The 19,964-nt window shown below is 40.2% G+C and carries 20 protein-coding genes, 1 tRNA gene and 1 pseudogene; 8 read left to right on the top strand and 14 right to left on the bottom strand.

The features are described from left to right. Nucleotides 1-92: 92 nt before the first annotated feature. The 3 genes from M1P97_RS06515 to M1P97_RS06525 all read right to left on the bottom strand — a co-directional run bounded on the left by M1P97_RS06515 (nt 93) and on the right by M1P97_RS06525 (nt 4,427). Nucleotides 93-2,720, bottom strand: coding sequence for a carboxypeptidase regulatory-like domain-containing protein (locus tag M1P97_RS06515; protein WP_249388683.1), 2,628 nt, complete (start codon nt 2,718-2,720; stop codon nt 93-95). Nucleotides 2,721-2,845: 125 nt separating this feature from the next. Next, nucleotides 2,846-3,799, bottom strand: a complete 954-nt coding sequence (locus M1P97_RS06520; protein WP_249388684.1) for a FecR family protein — start codon at nt 3,797-3,799, stop codon at nt 2,846-2,848. Between the two features lie 73 nt (nt 3,800-3,872). After that, entirely contained in the window at nt 3,873-4,427 is a 555-nt protein-coding gene (locus M1P97_RS06525) for an RNA polymerase sigma-70 factor (RefSeq protein ID WP_249388685.1), read from the bottom strand. A gap of 323 nt (nt 4,428-4,750) precedes the next feature. On the opposite strand from M1P97_RS06525, the gene M1P97_RS06530 reads away from it, so the two are divergent. The 3 genes from M1P97_RS06530 to M1P97_RS06540 all read left to right on the top strand — a co-directional run bounded on the left by M1P97_RS06530 (nt 4,751) and on the right by M1P97_RS06540 (nt 5,720). Continuing rightward, nucleotides 4,751-5,065, top strand: coding sequence for a helix-turn-helix domain-containing protein (locus M1P97_RS06530; RefSeq protein ID WP_195373223.1), 315 nt, complete (start codon nt 4,751-4,753; stop codon nt 5,063-5,065). Next, nucleotides 5,052-5,345, top strand: a complete 294-nt coding sequence (locus tag M1P97_RS06535; protein WP_195373224.1) for a DUF3876 domain-containing protein — start codon at nt 5,052-5,054, stop codon at nt 5,343-5,345. Before M1P97_RS06530 ends, M1P97_RS06535 begins: the two co-directional genes overlap by 14 nt. A gap of 81 nt (nt 5,346-5,426) precedes the next feature. After that, nucleotides 5,427-5,720, top strand: coding sequence for a helix-turn-helix domain-containing protein (locus M1P97_RS06540; protein ID WP_249388686.1), 294 nt, complete (start codon nt 5,427-5,429; stop codon nt 5,718-5,720). A 285-nt stretch (nt 5,721-6,005) separates the two neighbouring features. Here the strand turns inward: M1P97_RS06540 and M1P97_RS06545 are convergent, their stop codons facing one another. From M1P97_RS06545 to M1P97_RS06570, 6 genes are all read right to left on the bottom strand, one after another. Continuing rightward, complete coding sequence (locus M1P97_RS06545) at nt 6,006-7,226, bottom strand: site-specific integrase (RefSeq protein ID WP_249388687.1); 1,221 nt, start codon at nt 7,224-7,226, stop codon at nt 6,006-6,008. Between the two features lie 242 nt (nt 7,227-7,468). Beyond that, nucleotides 7,469-7,541 (bottom strand) — tRNA-Lys (locus M1P97_RS06550). A gap of 280 nt (nt 7,542-7,821) precedes the next feature. Continuing rightward, complete coding sequence (locus tag M1P97_RS06555; protein WP_249388688.1) at nt 7,822-8,223, bottom strand: hypothetical protein; 402 nt, start codon at nt 8,221-8,223, stop codon at nt 7,822-7,824. Between the two features lie 98 nt (nt 8,224-8,321). Next, on the bottom strand, nt 8,322-8,864 hold the full coding sequence (locus M1P97_RS06560; RefSeq protein WP_249388689.1) for a 2-hydroxyacyl-CoA dehydratase: 543 nt from the start codon (nt 8,862-8,864) through the stop codon (nt 8,322-8,324). A 226-nt stretch (nt 8,865-9,090) separates the two neighbouring features. Next, a complete protein-coding gene (locus M1P97_RS06565) occupies nt 9,091-10,008 on the bottom strand; it encodes a cation diffusion facilitator family transporter (protein ID WP_195373669.1) in 918 nt (305 codons plus the stop codon). A gap of 5 nt (nt 10,009-10,013) precedes the next feature. Next, nucleotides 10,014-10,283 carry a zinc ribbon domain-containing protein gene (locus M1P97_RS06570; RefSeq protein ID WP_249388690.1) on the bottom strand — a complete coding sequence of 90 codons (270 nt, stop codon included), beginning with the start codon at nt 10,281-10,283 and terminating at the stop codon, nt 10,014-10,016. 346 nt (nt 10,284-10,629) lie between these two features. Between M1P97_RS06570 and M1P97_RS06575 the strand changes: the two genes are divergently transcribed. Then, nucleotides 10,630-11,877, top strand: coding sequence for a DUF418 domain-containing protein (locus M1P97_RS06575; RefSeq protein ID WP_249388691.1), 1,248 nt, complete (start codon nt 10,630-10,632; stop codon nt 11,875-11,877). Between the two features lie 112 nt (nt 11,878-11,989). Here the strand turns inward: M1P97_RS06575 and M1P97_RS06580 are convergent. After that, a pseudogene (locus M1P97_RS06580) lies at nt 11,990-12,506 on the bottom strand (class I SAM-dependent methyltransferase). A gap of 256 nt (nt 12,507-12,762) precedes the next feature. On the opposite strand from M1P97_RS06580, the gene M1P97_RS06585 reads away from it, so the two are divergent. The 4 genes from M1P97_RS06585 (at nt 12,763) to M1P97_RS06600 (ending at nt 16,475) form a co-directional block, all read left to right on the top strand. Then, nucleotides 12,763-13,590 (top strand): carboxymuconolactone decarboxylase family protein, encoded by an 828-nt coding sequence (locus tag M1P97_RS06585; protein WP_195373661.1) that lies wholly within the window; start codon nt 12,763-12,765, stop codon nt 13,588-13,590. Nucleotides 13,591-13,594: 4 nt separating this feature from the next. Beyond that, a complete protein-coding gene (locus M1P97_RS06590) occupies nt 13,595-14,407 on the top strand; it encodes a helix-turn-helix transcriptional regulator (protein WP_195373651.1) in 813 nt (270 codons plus the stop codon). A 132-nt stretch (nt 14,408-14,539) separates the two neighbouring features. Beyond that, entirely contained in the window at nt 14,540-15,292 is a 753-nt protein-coding gene (locus M1P97_RS06595) for an SDR family NAD(P)-dependent oxidoreductase (protein WP_195373649.1), read from the top strand. Between the two features lie 19 nt (nt 15,293-15,311). Further along, nucleotides 15,312-16,475: an aldo/keto reductase gene (locus M1P97_RS06600; protein WP_195373647.1), complete on the top strand. Its 1,164-nt coding sequence runs from the start codon at nt 15,312-15,314 to the stop codon at nt 16,473-16,475. Nucleotides 16,476-16,624: 149 nt separating this feature from the next. On the opposite strand, the gene M1P97_RS06605 is transcribed toward M1P97_RS06600, so the two are convergent. The 4 genes from M1P97_RS06605 to M1P97_RS06620 form a co-directional block, all read right to left on the bottom strand. Next, a complete protein-coding gene (locus M1P97_RS06605) occupies nt 16,625-17,059 on the bottom strand; it encodes a DUF6078 family protein (protein ID WP_249388692.1) in 435 nt (144 codons plus the stop codon). 128 nt (nt 17,060-17,187) lie between these two features. Further along, nucleotides 17,188-17,679 carry a cupin domain-containing protein gene (locus M1P97_RS06610; protein WP_195373634.1) on the bottom strand — a complete coding sequence of 164 codons (492 nt, stop codon included), beginning with the start codon at nt 17,677-17,679 and terminating at the stop codon, nt 17,188-17,190. Between the two features lie 10 nt (nt 17,680-17,689). Then, nucleotides 17,690-19,363 carry a carboxymuconolactone decarboxylase family protein gene (locus tag M1P97_RS06615; RefSeq protein WP_249388693.1) on the bottom strand — a complete coding sequence of 558 codons (1,674 nt, stop codon included), beginning with the start codon at nt 19,361-19,363 and terminating at the stop codon, nt 17,690-17,692. Nucleotides 19,364-19,370: 7 nt separating this feature from the next. Further along, on the bottom strand, nt 19,371-19,952 hold the full coding sequence (locus M1P97_RS06620) for a flavodoxin (protein ID WP_249388694.1): 582 nt from the start codon (nt 19,950-19,952) through the stop codon (nt 19,371-19,373). Between the last annotated feature and the right edge of the window lie 12 nt (nt 19,953-19,964).

Raw genomic sequence — 19,964 nt, forward strand, 5'->3', positions numbered from 1 at the left:
AAGCATTAAATTAGTCGTTTATACATTATATATTGACGCTGATTTGTAGTTGCGAATGATTTTAGTGCTATCGTACTCTTTCTGATAAGAGTTTAAAAATATATTTTCCAACTTATGCTTGGAATAATTGGCGCATAGCGTTTTTCCTCAATAGCGTTTGTTGCAATATTGTATGCGTATCCTGTCTGTTTGAAACCATTGGCATTTAGAATCATAAATGAAAACTCATGAGCTATTTTTTTCTTATTAACCCGAAGACGGAGAGTTAAATCTGTAGTAAATGAATTGGGTAGTTTTAAACTGTACGCATGTGCTTCATCTTCTTTAATTCCGTGTTCTATTTGTGACTTTTCGTTGTCGATTGGAGTATAACGATAGCCACCTTGATATGTTAAGCGTATATTGGCACTGAATACTTTATTCTTCTTTTTGCCAAATATCCACTCTTTTCCAACTAAGCCATTTGTGATAAAGCGTTGATCCATTCTCGTATTTCTCCAAACATTGTCTCCTCCCATATACTCGGATTTAAATAGTGATCCTGTAAGTAAAGCATACCAGCCATTTCTCAAATAACGCTCTAATGTAATATCAAGTCCATAGTTACGCCCTTTTCCATTATTAATGAGCATTTTGTCTAGTCCGTAGCCATTGTAATTTAAAATGGAGAATGAAGAGTTTGGTTCTACTGGTATTGAGTACAAATATTGAAAGTACGGTTCTATTTTCAGATAAAGATTATCTGTTATCCTATTTCCATAGGATAGCGAAAAATGATGTGCTTTACTAAAATCCAGATCTTTATTAACTAGCTTATTTCCTGTTTTAGGGGTTTGAACATAGTAATAATCTAATCGACTGCGTGTACTATTGAGACCATACGCAAAAGATAGTGTTTGATTTTTTTGTAGTTTCCACTTTATGCTAAAACGTGGTTCTAAAGTCCAATGATTGTTTAAACCAAAATACTGTCCAGTTAAACCAATACTGGCATCTATGTTTTTATGAAGGCTAAAAACAGAACTAGTGAATGCCGAGAATGTAAAATCGGTATGACTTCCATCTGCTATTTGGTGCATAGGCTTATACAAACCAAAATCATCACTTATGTTAAAATCAAGATCATAGCTCATTCGAGTGATTGTAAACCCAGTACGATTAAAATGTTTTTTGCTTATTTTGCTGTGTAGATAAGAGTTTAGAATTATATCTGTATTGCTGTTTTTCATATCTGCCATCCGATGAAAAAACATTTTATCGTCTGCTTGATCAATTATAGCATGAACTTTTGTATAAGTTGTAGCTAAAGATGTTTTAATGTACGAATTTTCTCTACAATATATTTTATGCCCAATTCCAAACATTCCTTTAGTAAACGTATTATCTGATTTTTGCTTATCAGATGTATATTCCCAATTCTCTGGATTTTCTTCATTTTTCTGCAAAACTTTGTCCAATAATCCCAGCCCCCATACTGTAAAAATTCCAGCTTTCTTTGTAGGGAAATTGAATTTAAAAGCTAAGTCTTGATAATTAAGCCCCTCATCAGTTCCACTAATAGCATCTGATAGCCCAGAGAAAGAGTATCTATAGTTAAATAAATAGGAACTATTATTCTTTTTATTAATAGGACCTTCTGAGGCTAAATCAAGCCCCCAAACACCTAGTTGAAAAGCATGTTCGTAATTTTGGCTATTTCCCGTTCGCATGGACATATCAAATATACCTGCTAGCGCATTATTGTACTCTGCGGAGAAAGCACCATTGAAGAAATCCGAATTTCCCAATACATTAGAACTCAAACCACTCAATAAACCTCCTCCTAATCCTGTCATATCTGCATAATGTGTAGGATTAGATATTTCTACACCTTCCATACGCCATTGAGAATATTGTGGAGAGTTTCCTCTTACTACAAGAGCATTTGTGTTTATTCCTCCTGCTACTCCGGCAAAAGAGGAGACCAAACGTGCCGGATCATCAAAGCCACCAGCAAAACGACTTGCTTCTTCAGTTGTTAAAACTCGTCCTCCGGTTAATGCCATTGGATTTAATGCCACTTCCTTATTTGTATTGGGGCGTATTACTACTTCGGATAATAAATGTATATCCTCTTTAAGGGAAATATTCAAAATGACTTCTTTAGCTGAAGTGACTACCAATTCATTAATGGCATGAGGTTCATAACCTAAGCAGCTTGTTTTAATATTGTATCTGCCTATTGAAACGTTCTTTATTGTGAAACGCCCAAGACTATCGCTGACGGCAGTTAATTCAGGATTATCGACAACACTAATTAAGGCAGAGTACACAGGTTGTCCAGATATGGCATCTATAATGCTTCCTTTTATTATTTGTGTGACTTTTTTTGTCTTTATAGTTTGCTTCTCTATCGATATAGGATAAATGATGATGTGATACCCGTTTATCTTATAGGTATGCTTAGTTTCTTTCAAAGCTATTTTCAATACAGTATTTATATCTGTATTCTTTAAAGAAAGAGAGATTCTTTTACTTAGATCCAAAGCCGATTGTTCATAGGCTATACTGTATGTCGTTTGCTTCTCTATTTGTTCAAAAAGAGCTCTTAATGAGATATTTTTATCTTGTATCGTTATCTTATTTTCTTTACTTTGAGCAATAACCATATATGGAAGAAATGCAAAGAATAGAATTATAGCAATCTTATATGATTGATTGTTACTGATAAATTGATTCATTTTTGTATATTTGTATGTTGATTATTCATTTAACTTCACGGTTTGATGATATTTGACTTTTCAGAACTGGGTTGAGGGTCTCAAGCTGCTTCCCAGTTCTTTTTTTATTCATAGGCAAAACGTTCTTAATGTATTATTACTTTGTCGTTTTTTACTTCATAAGTAAATCCAACTATATCTCCTAGTATTTTAAGCACCTCATTTTGATTTTCTCCTTTTAAGAATTTTACAGTGTATAATTTGGAAGCATAGGTGCTATCTCTATATTCGATTGCTATATCAAACTTCCTTTCTAGTGTCCGTACTATTTCTGCAAATGAAACATTTATGAATATCAGATTACCTGTAATCCAATTAGCAGTCTCTGCTGCTGGAATTTCTACAATTTCTATTTTAGAGATGCTTTTATTATAAGTTAGCTGCTCATTGGGCTTTAGTACCCTAGAATCTTTTGAAAGAGTACTTACTTCCACCTTTCCTGTTGTCAAAGTGGTCGTAATATTTTTGTCAGTTGAGTATGATTTTACATTGAATTTTGTACCTAGCACTTTTACGGATAGTTGATTCGTTTGTACAATAAACGGTTTTGAGGAATCTTTTTTGACAGCAAAGTAAGCCTCCCCATCTAGTTGTACAACTCTTTCTTTAGAGGAGAAAGTTTTGAGATATTTCACTGTTGTTCCTGCGTTAATCCATATCTCAGAGCTATCGGGTAGTAATATTTGCTTTGTTTCACCATATGCAGTAGATATTTCAATCAAACGATTTTGATTAGATGTATAGTATAAATATCCACCAATGATGAAGAATAATGGAATAAGTACTGCTGCAATTCGAGCAGTTTTAGAAAAGAATGATGTTTTCAAATATCCAATCTTTTTGTTAGTGCGTTTTAAGGCTGAGTATGTATCTGAATTAGCTTCTATATTTAGTTCATTCCAATATTCAAAAGAAGCTTTTTCTTTTTCAGCACTACCATTTTCCTGTATTATCCATTTTTGGATTCGCTCCTCCATCTCAGGCGAGAATCGATTGGATAGGTATTCTCTAATTATTCTGCTTGTATTCTTTTTCTCCATTTTGTTGCATTTTACTATATATACAAGCAAGTGGTAAGAATCTCAGTGAAAAGATAGCTGTTTTTTTGAAAAATTAGATGATAGAGATGAAAAAGAGAGAAATAACTTTTCTAATATCCTTTAAAGCAAGGCTTAGTTGGCTTTCGACATTTCTTTTGGTAGTATTTAATTTCGTTGATATTTCTTCATTGCTCAATCCGTCTTTACGGCTCAACTGGTAAATTCTTCTTCGCTGACTAGGCATTTTCTCAACAACATCATCTATCAGTAAACCTAACTCTTTCGCTATTAGATTTTCTTCAGAGGTAGGTGTTGTACATTCCCAATTTATTAAGCTATGTACATAAGCATCGTGTACATACTTATGCTTTAAAAAGTTGAGAGCAGCATTTCTGGCAATTGTATGCAGGAAAGATTCAAAGGATTTGCCAGTATCAATAGATTGACGATTAAACCAAATATTTGCAAATATATCTTCTGCCAGTTCCTCTGCATCTAGTTCGGATTTTATATAATTGAAAATGAACGTCTTTATTTTATTGTAGTAGATAATGAATATAATCTCAAACGCCTTGTGGTTACCTGACCTCAAGGCTTCAATTGTTTTTATATCAATACTTCGGTTCATCTTGTCGAGTTTCTGTTCAGCATAGCAAAAGAAGCAATTATTTATTTCTCAATGATGTTCTTTGAGAAATTTTAAGTAGGAGAGAAGCTTATTATTCTTTTTTATCATGTTGCTATGGTTGGAAGTATGACGACTAAATTAATTGTGTAAACATAGAAAGCTGTAACACATTAGATTCGGAATTTTTCTATTGTTGCGTTCTATGCCACCAACAACCTGTTGATACCACTCTCGGACAGTTTTGAAAACGGCTCTTGATTCTTCTTTCATTTGCCGATGAAAATAGAATCAACACGTTTTATAAACCATTAAAAATTAAATGTATGGAAGTAGTAACCATCGAAAAAAGAACATTCTCGTATATCTGCGAGAGGCTCACAGAGTTTGCCAAACGGATAGAAAGTTTGTGCAGCACTCATACTCAGAAAGTAGAAAACTGGCTGGATAGTCAGGAAGTGTGCCTGTTGTTAGGCTTTAGCAAGCGAACGCTGCAATATTACCGAAGTAGTGGGCGACTAACTTATTCTCAAATTGGGAGCAAGATTTATTATAAGTCTTCCGATATTGAAAGAATTATTGCAGACAGTGAAACACAAAATCAATCATCCAAACAAATCATGCCTTATGAAAAGAACTAAAGAAGATTATCCGTCCTTCAACCTGTTTTCTATTGTCGGCACATGGGAAAGTGTTAATCTGAATCCTACAGTTATCATCTATCGGAACGATAAAGAGTATCTTCTTTCTATTATATATGTATCGGAAATTACTAAACAGGCTTCACCCGCTATTTATGAGATACAGCAAGATGGTAGCCAGTATTTTATTGCCATTGCATCCAAACGGCTTTATATAGATTATGATTCGCCAAAAGACGTACTTAGCATTTCATCGCTGGGTGACTATCTGCGTAACTAATCTATCAACCAGCTAATCATCTACCTGATTAGCCATCTAGCAATCTTGAAATCAATATTTCAATAAAACAATCTTTCAATCATGGAACTAATAAATAAAGATACCCCACAAGTCAAAGAATTTATTTCTTCGCTCGATTCGATGCTGAATGGCATTGAATCTATAGTCAAGCATTACACGCCCCACTTGAACGGGGAACGCTTTCTTTCTAATAATGAAGTTTCCAAGAAACTGAATGTCAGTCTGCGAACCCTGCAAGAATGGCGAGATACAGGGCTAATCCCCTTTATCCAGATAAAAGGTAAAATCATCTATCGGCAAAGTGATATTGATAAGCTATTGCAAAAGCACTACTTTGAAAGCTGGAAGGAATAACCTACCACCCTCGAAAACATTGTTTTTCGGAATTTAATTTGAATCATTGACTTTTCCAGTGAAGTATTTAGTCTGTGCAAGTCTTTAGATAAAAATACGCTCGAAATGCAATGAGAGGAAGATTTTTATCTAAACCGAAGGCTTGGACTTGAACAGGCTAAATACGGAACTTACCTTTGTCAATGTTTCATATTGAGTTCTGGAAAACTTACTTTAAAAGAAAAAGGATTGAGAAAATGAAATTCATTCTTCCCAATCCTTTTTCTATATGGGCTACTGCCTTTATTATATAGCCAATTCCGACAGACAGCTATTTACTTTTTGCATATCCTTGAAAATATTCTGATCCAGTACTCGTGCATAGTGTTTGGTTACGCTTGTATCTGCGTGTCCTAACATCTTAGCAACATTTTCCATACTCACGCCATTCGCTAGGCATATAGAGGTGGCAAAGGAATGTCGGGCTGAATGTGTGCACAGATTTTTCTGCAACCCGCATACATCGGCAATCTCTTTCAAATAGCTGTTCATGCGCTGATTGCTCAATACTGGCAATAGTTTTCCGGTACATTCTGCCACATTTTTATACTTTTCAATTATAGAAGTTGCCACAGGTAGCACAGGTATATTACACATGATTTTTGTCTTTTGACGGTTCTTCCTTATCCAAAGTTCCCCTTTATTGTCCCTTACTAAGTGTTCAGGAGATAAATCTTTCACGTCACTGAACGCCAAACCTGTAAAAATGCAAAAGACAAAAATGTCCCGTACCTGTTCTACTCGCATAATAGTAAACTCTTTGGCGAGAATGATTTTAATCTCGTCCATTGTCAGGAATTCAGGATCGGTTTCCTCCAACTTGAAGCGGTAGTAGGCGAATGGATCTTTCTTAATCCAGTCGTTTTCCAAAGCAATACGAATAATCTTCTTCAAGTTCTTCAATCGGGTGATAGCCGAATTCTGCGCACAACCCTTTTCAATCTTCAAGAAAGCATCAAACTTAGAAATAAAGTTAGCTTCTAAGTTATTCAGCGGAATATCCGATAATTGATATTCCTTCTTGATAAATTCCTCTAAATACCGGGTAGTGGTTTCATACCGCTGCACGGTCTTACTAACGAAGTCTTTGCCGATCAACTTACGACTTTGTTCGTTATGCTCCCTGAATACCTGCAATAGTGTTTTGTTATCTTCATCCACACCATAAAACAACTTTCTTACCAGATCAACATTGATAACCTTGTCGGAAGTTTCCAGTTCCCTATAAATTTGGTGTATGCGTGAACGTGTGATTTCTAAGTAGTGGTTCAGCTCCACCGACATGCGGTCTTTGCCTTTTGAGTTTTCTTTTGCCTGATTCCATAAGTTTACAGGGCAGCTTCTTTTGATAGAAATGTCTACCATACAGCCGTTTACGGTAATTCTCATGCACACGGGTGCTTCTCCGTTCTTTAATAATTTGCCTTTCTTGATGAAGAACAAAACAGAAAATGATTTTCTAGCCATTTTTACATCGTTTTTAGAGTTACAAAACTATGTATTCTCTTCCAAAGTAGTGCTACGCAAAATGCTATGAATCAGCGAGAAAGATGCAAATTCGTGGGACTTTTTTCGACTAAATTTTAGTCCCACGATTTATCCACCGATAATATGCTTGAAACGGCTATTTTCTGCTACCTGCTAGAAAAAAGAAATCCCCGATAATACTTGATTATCAGGGATTTGCTTGATTTTTCTTTTATTTTCAGTGATCCGCCTGGGGTTCGAACCCAGGACCCCATCCTTAAAAGGGATGTGCTCTACCTGCTGAGCTAGCGAATCATCCGGTGCGTTACTTCTGTAATGCGGGTGCAAAGATAGGGGGTTGTTTTTTATTATGCAAATATTACAACAGTTTTTTTGCAGAAATTTTCATTTCATGCTCGAAGCCACTTTCATAGCTACCTCCTGAATATCATTTATAAGTTTCCAAGTGTGATATCCATCAACATTGGCATTTAGATTATACTTGCACTTTATTTGTGAATAATAATTATATCGCCCTTAATCATTAATCAGGAAATGTAACCTGTTCTGCAAATTCACCTCCGCCATGCCGCCATCAACATACAGATACAGTAGGTTCATCTCCAGACAGAACTTCCTCAACCGTTTCTCGATACCTTTCGCTACAATATGATTGGCAATGCTTAAAGAGGTTATACTTCTGCAAACCATTCTTTATGTTAGCCTGGGAATTTACGAAATACTGCATCACGAAATCAATGAGCGGAGGCGTAACCACTTCCATATTCCAAGAACGAAGCCATTCGGTGATATGAGTCTGTCCATAGCTATTGTATTTCACATAGATCTCTCCTACTAGGCCAATCTTCGTAAACTCACGGTCGTAGATGTCAACTCCGTTAAAGTCGGCCACAGCCTGTTCCAACAAGGAAAGCAACGCTTTATGATCGTTCCTGCGGATCGCCTCCACTCCCCTGTCGATATAGAAATCAAACAAATGCTACATCTCCCCTTTCTTCTTTTCCCGGACGATCGTACTACTATACATCTGCTGCAATGCATCCGCATAGAGAAGCATATAAACGACAATATCCATCAATTTAAGAACCGGCAGTTTAAAGCCTTCTGATCGTTCTGGAAAACCTCTCCGGCAGCAAACACCAACACCGGAATATTGGAAAATCCTGCGTTCATCAAACCGGACTTGATCTGTGCCAGATAATTCGTAGCCCAGCACTGACCACCTGTTTGTGTAATGGCAACCACAACATCGTACAGGTCATATTTACCCGATTGCAACGCCGTTATAATATCCCCCAAAACCAATGTGGAAGGATAACAGACTTCATTATGCCCGTAGACAAGTCCGGCCTCCGCAAAGACCGCATTGGACTTAGGTAAATTGACAATCTTATAACCTGCCAGTTCTCCGAGAACCGGAATGAAAGGCGAGATAAAATCAGCAAACCAGGGAGCGAGTATCGTCTTTTGCCTGTCCTCTTTCTTATAGGCAATGGCATAGCCCTGGAATGTCTTCATTCCTGTTAACGGATCAGGTATTATCACCTCCAAAGACTCGATCAGAGAACGCATACGCAACCTGACAGAACTCGGACCGGCTATTTCATCGATACGCAAGATCGTATGATTTTTATCGGTCGCTTCAATATTTCCCCGGTTTCATCCATAAAGAAGGAGTCGGGATGTTCCCCATGCCGGAAAATACTCACTGTTTGCCGGGACGATCAGATCTGCTTCATCCAGGTATCGGGACTCTGATTGACTTCATTCAGGATAAAAATAGGAATCTGAGGATATTCGGACAATATCTCATAATAGGTGCTTATTCATGTTTCTACCACATCTAATTCACCATGTCTCTGTCGATACCAAATTTCTCATCCGTCTGGCATTTTCCGGCAGGTTCCACATGAACTAGAATATCATATATATTATCTATCGAGTCTTCTATACTCTTCTCCACTTCATCGGCAATCTCATGAGCACGCATTAAGGTCATTTGCGGGTCTACTTCTATATCGAGCGTGATCAGATACAGATTACCAACCATTCTCGACCGGACACGATGCGGATTACCTGCACCGGGAACTTTCTCTACAGCTTCAAATATCTTATTATATACATTGACATCTTTCACCCCATCCATCAGTTCGACATTGGAATCCATAAAGATACCGATAGACGATTTGATAATAAAAAGACTGATCACCAACCCTGTAATCGAATCGAGTATAGGCAACTTAAATATAAATGTAAATATCAACCCCAACAGGACACCGCATGAAATAACCACATCATTACGCATATTGACAGCATTCGCAGTCAGCATAGAGCTGTTGATTTTCTTTCCTTGTTTATATTGATAAGCAGACAACAAAAGTTTACCGACAATAGAAAAGATAGTAACATAGATGGCAATAGCCGATGGAATTTCTTTCGTCTCGTCCGAAAAGATACTTTCAACCGACGACACCAACATCTGTGCGCCTGCATAAAAGATCACTAACGAAAGCACCTTTGTAGCAATGCTCTCAGCTTTCTCATAACCAAACACATACTTCTTGGAAGGCGGCTTGTTCATCAAACGTGCCGTAAAGATCATGACAACAGATATAACCACATCGGTTGCCGAATCAATACCATCCCCTATTACAGCCAAGCTCCCCGACAACAAGCCGACAACAATTTTAGAAACGGACAGTATCGCGTTGCCTATCGTACTTACCCATGAAGTTCTTATTAAGATTTTCTCCCGTGACATACGTATTATTTACTCCATCTTTTTAATTGTGGGAAAAAGAAGTTCATGTTATCGAGCGCAGCTTTTTCATCAAAAGCAGGGTCGCCTTTAAACAATTCTTTCATATGTCGTAAGCTGATCTCTATCATTTCATTCATAGTCACATCTTGTGTAAAAGTTCCATCCTTATAGCAGTAAATACAATAGTCGTTATTTTTACTGTTATCCGCGTTTGTTCCAATTACCTTGTCATTTTCAAGTGGCATACCACAACTCTGGCAAAATAGTTTGTTCACAATGTTCTACTAATTAGGTTTATAATTATTATCAGATATCGAATAAATTTATATTACTCTCTAACTGTCTACAAAGCTAACAATTATTTAAGAATCAGCGATGATTACATCATATTTCCTCTGCCCTTCTTTTGTGTAGAAAATATGGTTGCCAACCACCCGGTTCACGTAAAACCGGATCGAGGCGCAACTCGCCAATATTGAGATCCACGGTAACCGGACAGACAATCTGTAATATTGGTACTTAAAACCGTAATTCGTATAGGATGGGAAGCCTGTACACACTCTATCTTTGCAAAAACGATTTACAGACATAGGTGAATCGTTATCAAACAATAAATAGAAAATGGAACAAAGTAAAACAATTTCAGCCCCACAAAGTCGAATCCATGTTTTGGATGCATTGAGAGGATTTGCATTACTAGGTGTTATACTCATGCATATGCTGCAACATTTTGGAGTCTTTTCCGGTGCACCGGCCTCGGAGCCGCAATTCCCAATACTGGACACTGCCATCCAATGGCTCTCGCAACATGTAATAATGGGCAAATTTATTAACATTTTCGCCTTCCTTTTCGGATTAAGTTTTTTCATACAAATGGACCGAGGAGCAAAAAAAGGTATCGATTTCAGAAAACGTTTTATCTGGCGCATGGTTATCCTTTTTGCGATAGGTATCGTTGGAAACAGTTTTTTCACAGCCGATATTTTACCTATATATGCTGCTTTTGGAGTTATCATGGTACTGCTGTTCCCTCTTAAAAACTGGATATTGATTGTCATAGCCATACTTCTGTTGATAGGTACGCCCCGTATCATAGCAACAAATTATGAGCGCACAGTAAAAACCGAACAAACGGAAAATATTCCGCAACAATCAATATCTAACGAATCGAACAGAAACAGGCAGACCGCTCCCAACCTGATAACGAAAAGGCCGTCGTTCCTTAAATCGGCAAAAAGAAACTTAACCACCGGATTTGTAGGTAAACTAAATTATCAATTCGGATTGAACGGACGCGGATATGTTACGATGGCTCTTTTCATTTTGGGACTGATCGTAGGACGTTTACGCTTTTTTGAGGAAGTGGAAACTCATAAAAGAAGAAACGTACTGCTTTTTGCCGTATTTACCCTTGCTTGCTTTCTTGTCAGCCTGATCCCATTACAAGAAGTTACATTCAGGATGCTCATGTCTGGAGTTGAACTGTCTCCTTTCATGTTGGTATCTATGGCACTCAAAGATATACAGTCTGTCTTGTTTTCCGGGGCCTTGGCATTAGGATTCATTATCCTATGTCAAACAAACGGGATAGGAAAATACCTGAATACGATTATTCCTTATGGTCGTATGGGATTGACAAACTACGTAGCACAAAGTATTGTGGGAGGAACTATGTTCTCTATGTGGGGCTTAGGAGCCGTATTTGGCAGTTGGGGAACAACAGAGGTCTTTGTATTAGGTTTGGCTGTATATATTATTCAAGCGATATTCAGTAAACATTGGTTAAAATACTTCCTATACGGTCCTTTAGAATGGTTTTGGCGTTCGGCTACCTATCTGAAAATACAACCATTCAGAAAAAAAGAATAACTCCGTTCCTTGCGTAACATATATAACCATAACAACCTGCTTTATTATTTAAAGGTAAAGCAGGTTTCTGAAATTTTCAGACTATAACGTGACACATCGATACATATCTGAACTAACACCGGCAAACGAATATCTGTTTTTCCGAATCATCATTAAATGCTTCCCCGTCAAATCCTCCGTACTTATGAATAATATTAAAACCGTTCCATTCCAAATATGAATCCAATTCTTGCGGGAAAAACATTCTCATATCCAGATTTTGAATCGAATTAAACTTGCCATTGATAAAGTAATGCCATTCGATTCGATTTATCTGAGTCGTATTTTTCCTGTAAATTCAAAGTCCTGATATCTGCTTCAATAAAAGGAATTTCCAATCCTGCTTCGGATGCTTTAATCTTTGCCTGGTCAAGCATTGAAGAAGTATAATCAATCCCGGTAATATCATACCCGTCCTGTGCTATTGGAACAGTAAGTCTGCCTGTACCACAACAAAGTTCGAGTATTCGGGCCTCCTTACCTTTCGGCAGCCATCGTTTATAAAATTGCAAATCAGTCAGGCCGGTATTCATGCCATCATAAATATTTGCATCATAAATTAAATCACCTACTTTATAATCACTATTCATTTATGTCCTCCTGATTTATTATTTTATGTTTTATCGATTTGACTTAAGCGATTGTAATTTTGTGGTGCTATACCGTCAAATAACTCGGCATAAAATTAGTGCTTTATTTCAAATCCCCAATAAATTAATACATTGAGCACATCAAAATCAGTAAAATTGGTACAAACTTCCCACTTATCGTTACAACAACTTCTACAAGTCTTGGTAACTTTGCATCAATAAAAACAAATAACTTCATCCAATAAATGAAATAGCAATGAACAAGATTCTTTTAATTTCAGTATTCACCATTTTAACACTCAATGTCATGGCACAAGAAAAAATAGTACAGACAGCAGGACGCACCCAATTAGGTGAGTTCGCCCCCAAATTTGCAGAACTCAACGACGATGTCCTTTTCGGAGAAGTATGGAGCCGCACCGACAAGCTAGGTCTGCGCGACCGCAGTTTAGTAACCATCACCTCCCTCATTAGCCAGGGTATCACCGACAATTCGCTCGTTTACCATCTTCAGTCAGCAAAGAAAAACGGTATTACCCGCACCGAGATTGCCGAAATCATCACCCACATCGGTTTCTATGCCGGTTGGCCCAAAGCGTGGGCGGCGTTCAATCTGGCCAAAGGCGTATGGGCGGAAGACTCTGCCGGCGAAGACGCCAAGGCAGCTTTCCAGCACGAAATGATTTTCCCCATCGGCGAACCCAATACCGCATATGCACAGTACTTCATCGGTAACAGCTACCTTGCTCCCATTTCACGCGAGCAAGTTTCGATAGCCAATGTTACTTTTGAACCTCGTTGCCGCAACAACTGGCACGTACACCGCGCAAAGAGCGGCGGTGGACAGATGCTCATCGGCGTAGCCGGACGCGGGTGGTATCAGGAAGAAGGCAAGCCCGCAGTGGAAATTCTGCCTGGTACGGTGATTCATATCCCTGCTAACGTCAAGCATTGGCACGGAGCTGCAGCCGACAGTTGGTTCGCCCATTTAGCATTCGAAGTCCCCGGAGATAATACTTCCAATGAATGGCTCGAACCGGTGACGGATGAAGAGTATAACAAACTCGAACAGAACAAACAATAAATATATGGAACAATTAGATGTATTCGATTGCTCGAATGTGCTTATAGCAAGCTATTTCACTGACGACCGGGGATGTGCCCACGAAAACAGGGAACATACGCTTATTTATCTATGTTCCGGTGAACTGGAAATAGAGGAGCGCGGAAAGAAAACCGTTTTGCATCCGGGGGAGTGTGCTTTTATGCGGCGCGATAACCGGATGTGGTTGCAGAAAAAGGTCGAGGATGGGAAACCGTACCGTTCTGTCGTGTTGAAATTCTCAAGACCTTTTCTGAGAGAATTTTATCAGACTCTTAACCGGCAACAAATTCCGACTGATTCTAAACGTGAAAAAGTAAGTCTGCATGTATTGCCAAGCAACAGACCAGACATTCGCTCACTGTTCGAATCAGTCATTCCCTATTTCGATGCAGGCGAAAAACCGTCTGAAGATGTACTGAAACTAAAAATGATCGAGGGGGTATATGTACTACTCAACACCGACAGGAATCTTTACGCCTCATTGTTCGATTTTGTGGAACCGTGGAAAATAGACATTCTCGACTATCTGAATGAGAATTATATGTGCGACCTTTCGATGGATGAAATTGCAAGTTATACAGGACGCAGCCTGGCGACTTTCAAACGTGACTTCGCCAAAGTCAGTGACCTGACACCACAGAAATGGATTATCAGACGTCGTCTGGAGGCTGCACATGATTTGATAAAATCAGGCAGAAAAAAAGTGACGGAAGCCTGTTTAGATGTGGGTTTCAAAAACCTGTCTCATTTCTCCAAAATATATAAGGAAACGTATGGGGTTGCCCCATCATGGTAAAATAATATATATATTTCGTAAAACACCACTTTAACAAAGTGAACTTTATAACAAAGCCTTTTGAGCCTCGCAGCAAAGTCGTTACGAGGCTCTCTTTTTACCTTTGCCAACAGAACATTAAAACAAAAAATCATGAAAACGATGAATGGAAAAGTAGCAATGGTAACGGGTGCAGCAGCAGGTATCGGGTTAGCCTCGGCCGAAGCATTCGCAAAAGCAGGTGCAACCGTAGTATTGGTAGACATCAATGAGCCGAAAGAACAAGTTGGAAAGTTAATTTCAGAGGGTTATAAAGCCGTAGCATATCGTTGCGACGTATCCGACACGCAAGCTGTAAAAGAGATGATCGACTGGATTGTGGCGACTTACGGGCGATTGGATGCAGCTTTGAACAATGCAGGCATACAGACTCCGCAACGACCGATGGCTGAGATTACTGACGAAGAGTTCGACCGTACGGTAGCTGTCGATCTGAAAGGTGTATGGAATTGTATGCGTTACGAGATTATCCAAATGCTGAAACAAGGCGGTGGAGCGATTGTCAACACCTCATCGCAAGGCGGTGTCACGGGTTTCCCCGGACAAGCGGCCTATATCGCCTGCAAACATGCAGTAATCGGTCTGACCCGCACGGCGGCCATCGACTACGCGGCAAAAGGGATTCGTATCAATGCCATCTGTCCGGGAGTAATCCGAACGCCTATGGCTGAAGAGCTGATACGACGCAATCCTGATTTGGAAAAGGAATTGGTGCGTGATATTCCAGCCGGACGACTCGGCAAACCGGAAGAAATAGCTAATGCTGTGCTTTGGCTTTGCTCACCACAGGCAAGTTTCATAGACGGACATGCCCTTTTGGTAGATGGTGCATTTTCTATTCATTAAATCATAAATATATAAAATCATGGAAAAGAACAATAAAACAAATATCAGCCGTCGCGGATTTCTCAAGACGGCAACCTTGACAGGAGCAGCATTGACCATGCCCACCGGACTGGATAAAGTCTTTGCAGCGGAAACAAAACAGACGGCAGTTTCCAATAACGACAGTGATGCCGCACATATTAAGGGACATCGCATATTGGGTACAGGGAAGGCAGCTTTCGAGGTATCGGCACTCGGTTTTGGCGTGATGGGTATGACCTACAACCGCAGCCAGCATCCAGACAAAAAACAGTGCATCCGATTGTTGCATGAAGCGGTGGATCGGGGTGTAACACTCTTCGACACGGCTATCATCTATGGACCGCTGACTAACGAAAATCTAGCCGGAGAAGCACTGTCCGAATTTAAAAACCAGATCAACGTAACGACTAAATTCGGACATGAAGTTATCGACGGGAAAGCCACGGGGCGTCAGAACAGCCGACCGGAGACTATTCGTCGCTATTGCGAAGAGTCGCTCCGTCGCCTCCGGCTCGATTCGCTTCCCATGTTTTACCAGCATCGCTCTGATCCGGATACTCCGGCGGAAGAAGTGGCATCGACTATTGCCGACCTGATGAAAGAGGGCAAGGTACAACACTGGGGCATGTGCGAGGTCAGCGCCGAGACTATCCGCAAAGCTCACGCTGTTTGCCCGCTGACGGCTATCCAAAGCGAGTATCATCTGATGCACCGGCTGGTAGAGGAAAACGGAGTGCTCGATACCTGTCGGGAGTTGGGGATCGGTTTTGTTCCGTACAGCCCGCTGAACCGAGGATTTTTGGGCGGCTGCATCAACGAATACACGGTTTTCGATGTGAACAACGACAACCGCCAAACCTTGCCACGCTTTCAACCGGAAGCGATGCGCGCGAATACCCGTATCGTGAATGTGCTCCAAGCCTTCGGCCGCACACGAGGCATGACTTCGGCACAAGTGGCACTCGGCTGGTTGCTCCAGAAAGCACCGTGGATCGTCCCCATCCCCGGAACAACGAAACTTGCGCACCTGGAAGAGAACCTGCGCACGCAAGAATTTATTCCTTCACCCGAAGAATGGAAAGAACTGGAGGATGCAGTAGCCGCTATTCCCGTTGTCGGGGACCGATACAATGCCGAGCAGCAACGTCAGGTAGGTCGCTAACGAATCAGTCCAGCAAATGACAATATCTTGCCATGCTGATGGAAATGTTTTGCCATAGTGATGGCAAGAGTCTGCCAAAGGCATGGCAGAGCTCTGCCACTACGATGGCAGTGGCCTGCCAAGCCTATGGCAAAAGCCTTTCCCCGTTACTACCATGCATAATCTTCTACATAAGCATCAAACTTCGGTGGTTCGTCAATTCCACATCGTACCAGAATGCGCTGAATCTCTTTTTGTTCGGCAGGAGAAAGTAGACGTTCTCCTTTACGAACCCGATAGTAAGTTCTTTCACTGAAAAGATTTCTCAAACGAGAGATGACGCTTCTCATCTGTGCATAAGGCAAGTTATCCAACAAACGTTTAAAGCCTTTGGCATAAATTACTTTCACGTCAGGACGATAATACGGACACTCCCCCTCCAGTGTAACCTGGTATTTGGGACTAATAATCATCCAACGCTCGACACTGTCCGAAATATCCTGTTCTGCCAACTGTCGCAAACAAGTAGAGGCTTTGGGGCACTCCCGTTTAAGGCATAAAGCATAGTTGAAGGGAATTTCCGGGAAAAGATGTTTTTCTTCCATACTAGTGATAAGTGTTTATTGTGTTAGTTTCCAATATAAGATTAATCAAACCAATCGTGTAAATGTAAGCATTCTTTTGGTGTAAACAGACTGCCCCAGTCAAAAATAGATAAAATAGATACTATCGTTTACTTATTGTAACTATTATATTCCTCATCACTTACCGGTCTCAACCATACAGTCGGTCCATTCTCCCGTCCGGTTATTGCTACCTGAATAAATTCGCTGTCGGGACTTGCTCCGTGCCAGTGAGGTATATTGTGCGGACATTTAACAACTTCACCTTTGCGGATGATTTCAATCGGTTTGCCTTTTTCCTGATAGTAACCGATACCGCCTAAAGCAAGTATGATTTGTCCTGCCGGATGCGAATGCCAGCTTGTACGGGCTCCGGGTTCGAAGGTCACGGAGCCTACTGCATTTTGATTAAGACTGTCGGCTAAAATCAGGTTGTTCAGCCACGCCTTTCCGGTGAAATTGGGACTGTCGATTTTGTCTCCCTTTTCAAAGATAAGTTCGTTTTTACTCTGCGAATCATTTAATGCTTGTTCGCTCCTTGTATTACAGGCGGTGATCAGAATTGCTGTAACGGCAATGAAAATTATATTTATTCTTTTCATAATTGGGGTATTATTTCAGATATTGTTTGAAAAATGAATCTAATTTAGGTAGTGAAACTCCCATATATTCCGGTCTGTCATACAAGTCTACGTGGGATGCACCCGGAACAACAAATAGTTCTTTCGGTTCAGAAGCTTTGCTGTAAGCGTCTTCACTGAAATAGGCAGATACGGCACGTTCACCTACGATAAACAAAAGAGGGCGCGGCGAAATCGTTTCGATCTGCGCGAACGGGAAGAAGTTCATCATCGGTGCAAGGCTGGTATAGGAATAACTTGTCGTAGAATTTGCATGCCCACCGCGTGGAGTACGGTAATAGTCGAAAAACTCACGCGTATTCTCTGTATCATCAGGACTAAGTACGGTAGGAATGGCTGCGATATCTTTTCTTGCTTCTCCATGAAATTCTTTAGTTCGTTGTTCACCAATATCATCCAGTGTTTTCATACGCTGGTCGAAAGTGATAACATCGCCCAATCCCTGACGGCGGGCACGTCCCATATCGTACATGCTGATGGTGGCAACGGCTTTGATGCGGTGGTCTATTTGTGCCGCACTAACAGAATAACCGCCACCGCCACAGATACCGATAACTCCGATAGCATCTGGATTCACATTATCGTGGTTGCTCAAGAAGTCTACCGCTGCGCTGAAATCCTCCACACGTGCCTCCGGTGATTCGATATAACGCGGATAACCGCCACTTTCGCCATAATGCGAAGCATCAAAAGCAAGCGTAATATATCCCAGTTCCGCCATCTTCCGTGCATGCAAACCGGATGTTTGCTCTTTTACACCACCGAAAGGATGTCCTACAACGATTGCCGGATATTTTTTGTTAATATCATAATTAGGAGGAAAATGCAGGTTACCCACCACATTGTTGGAGAAACGGTTCGTGAAAGATACCTTTTCAATCTGCACTCCATTTATTGGGGCGGGTGTATTAGCGTCTGCACTTAATCCCTTGCTTCGCAGTAATTCTGCAAGAACCGGCTTGGCTGCATCGGCATTCTCCTTACTTACGTTTACCTCAATGATGTGAATCATCTGCCGGAGCTGGTCGGGAGTTATACCGACATTCAGTGAAAGGTTCATGTGGGAGTTTAGCATAGGTTCTACTCCGCCAATTCCCATAAGTACGGAAACGGTTACCATTTCACGCTGTGCATAAGTAAGTACATCACGCTCAAATATATCGGAGAAAAGATGTTCTTTCAGGAAAGTTTCTATTTCGGGGCTGAACCCTGCATAGCCGGCTGTAGCACGTCCGGCAGGCGGTGTTGTGCCTGATAGTTCGGCTAGTATCTCCTTACCCCGTTCGTATTTGTCACGGGTATCGGTGATTGGAGACGCTTCACGTCCCCAATTATCGGTAATTCCCGCGGATTTACGTTCATCGAGTACGGACATAAAAGTTTGCAGACCTCGAAGGCTTCGGGGGAATCCGCTGTATGCGTATAGATGTACCAATACTTCTTTTATTTCGTTTACGGTCAACCCTGCTTCCAGTCCGGCAGCCAATTCCGGTCTGAGCTTATCTAAATCTCCACGAGCTGTAAAAGCGGAAATCGTTACTGTTTTTTCTTGTTTCTTATCTAACATATTATTCTGTGCATTGATGTTACCGGATATTCCCAATAACGTTATACCTATTACTATATATAAACCGATCCTTTTCATTTTATTATTAATTGATTATTCCTATTTTCTTTAACCAACTTGTTACATCAGCATTCTTATTTGTCGTACCAAAACCCTCCAAATGCTCCGAGTCAGGTGTTAATTCCACTATTTTAGCCAATGTTTCATCCCTGTAAGTAGCTGCGTAAGTACAAAACGGAATGATTGTTTTACCTCTGAAATTATAGTTGTCACTTTCAAGGAAAGACCACACGGCCATAGGTGCTGTATGCCACCAGACAGGGCAACCGATAAAGATTGTATCATACTGTTCCATGTTTTCTACGATAACTTTCAGTTCAGGACGTACCCCGTTGTCACGTTCCACTTTTGCCACTTCGGTACATGGAGTATATTCGGTAGGATATGGATTTACTGTTTCGATTCTGAAAAGTGTTCCTCCTGTTTCTTTTGCAATATTCTCCGCAACCTGTTGCGTCGTACCACCCCAACTGAAATAAGCAATCAGTATTTTACGGTCTGTCACTTCGGGTGTTTCCTGTGCCTGTTCTAAATCATCATTACCGTAACATGCCGATAACGGGCTTACAACCAATATCATTATTACTGCCAAAAATAGATTCTTCATATTCTTTGTTTT

Source organism: Parabacteroides leei (assembly GCF_023369805.1).
Lineage (GTDB): Bacteria > Bacteroidota > Bacteroidia > Bacteroidales > Tannerellaceae > Parabacteroides > Parabacteroides leei.

Bases quoted from the DNA above. Each gene is read 5' to 3' on its own strand.
- M1P97_RS06515 (WP_249388683.1), bottom strand. From the start codon at position 2,720: ATGAATCAATTTATCAGTAACAATCAATCATATAAGATTGCTATAATT.
- M1P97_RS06520 (WP_249388684.1), bottom strand. From the start codon at position 3,799: ATGGAGAAAAAGAATACAAGCAGAATAATTAGAGAATACCTATCCAAT.
- M1P97_RS06525 (WP_249388685.1), bottom strand. From the start codon at position 4,427: ATGAACCGAAGTATTGATATAAAAACAATTGAAGCCTTGAGGTCAGGT.
- M1P97_RS06530 (WP_195373223.1), top strand. From the start codon at position 4,751: ATGGAAGTAGTAACCATCGAAAAAAGAACATTCTCGTATATCTGCGAG.
- M1P97_RS06535 (WP_195373224.1), top strand. From the start codon at position 5,052: ATGAAAAGAACTAAAGAAGATTATCCGTCCTTCAACCTGTTTTCTATT.
- M1P97_RS06540 (WP_249388686.1), top strand. From the start codon at position 5,427: ATGGAACTAATAAATAAAGATACCCCACAAGTCAAAGAATTTATTTCT.
- M1P97_RS06545 (WP_249388687.1), bottom strand. From the start codon at position 7,226: ATGGCTAGAAAATCATTTTCTGTTTTGTTCTTCATCAAGAAAGGCAAA.
- M1P97_RS06565 (WP_195373669.1), bottom strand. From the start codon at position 10,008: ATGTCACGGGAGAAAATCTTAATAAGAACTTCATGGGTAAGTACGATA.
- M1P97_RS06575 (WP_249388691.1), top strand. From the start codon at position 10,630: ATGGAACAAAGTAAAACAATTTCAGCCCCACAAAGTCGAATCCATGTT.
- M1P97_RS06585 (WP_195373661.1), top strand. From the start codon at position 12,763: ATGAACAAGATTCTTTTAATTTCAGTATTCACCATTTTAACACTCAAT.
- M1P97_RS06590 (WP_195373651.1), top strand. From the start codon at position 13,595: ATGGAACAATTAGATGTATTCGATTGCTCGAATGTGCTTATAGCAAGC.
- M1P97_RS06595 (WP_195373649.1), top strand. From the start codon at position 14,540: ATGAAAACGATGAATGGAAAAGTAGCAATGGTAACGGGTGCAGCAGCA.
- M1P97_RS06600 (WP_195373647.1), top strand. From the start codon at position 15,312: ATGGAAAAGAACAATAAAACAAATATCAGCCGTCGCGGATTTCTCAAG.
- M1P97_RS06605 (WP_249388692.1), bottom strand. From the start codon at position 17,059: ATGGAAGAAAAACATCTTTTCCCGGAAATTCCCTTCAACTATGCTTTA.
- M1P97_RS06610 (WP_195373634.1), bottom strand. From the start codon at position 17,679: ATGAAAAGAATAAATATAATTTTCATTGCCGTTACAGCAATTCTGATC.
- M1P97_RS06615 (WP_249388693.1), bottom strand. From the start codon at position 19,363: ATGAAAAGGATCGGTTTATATATAGTAATAGGTATAACGTTATTGGGA.
- M1P97_RS06620 (WP_249388694.1), bottom strand. From the start codon at position 19,952: ATGAAGAATCTATTTTTGGCAGTAATAATGATATTGGTTGTAAGCCCG.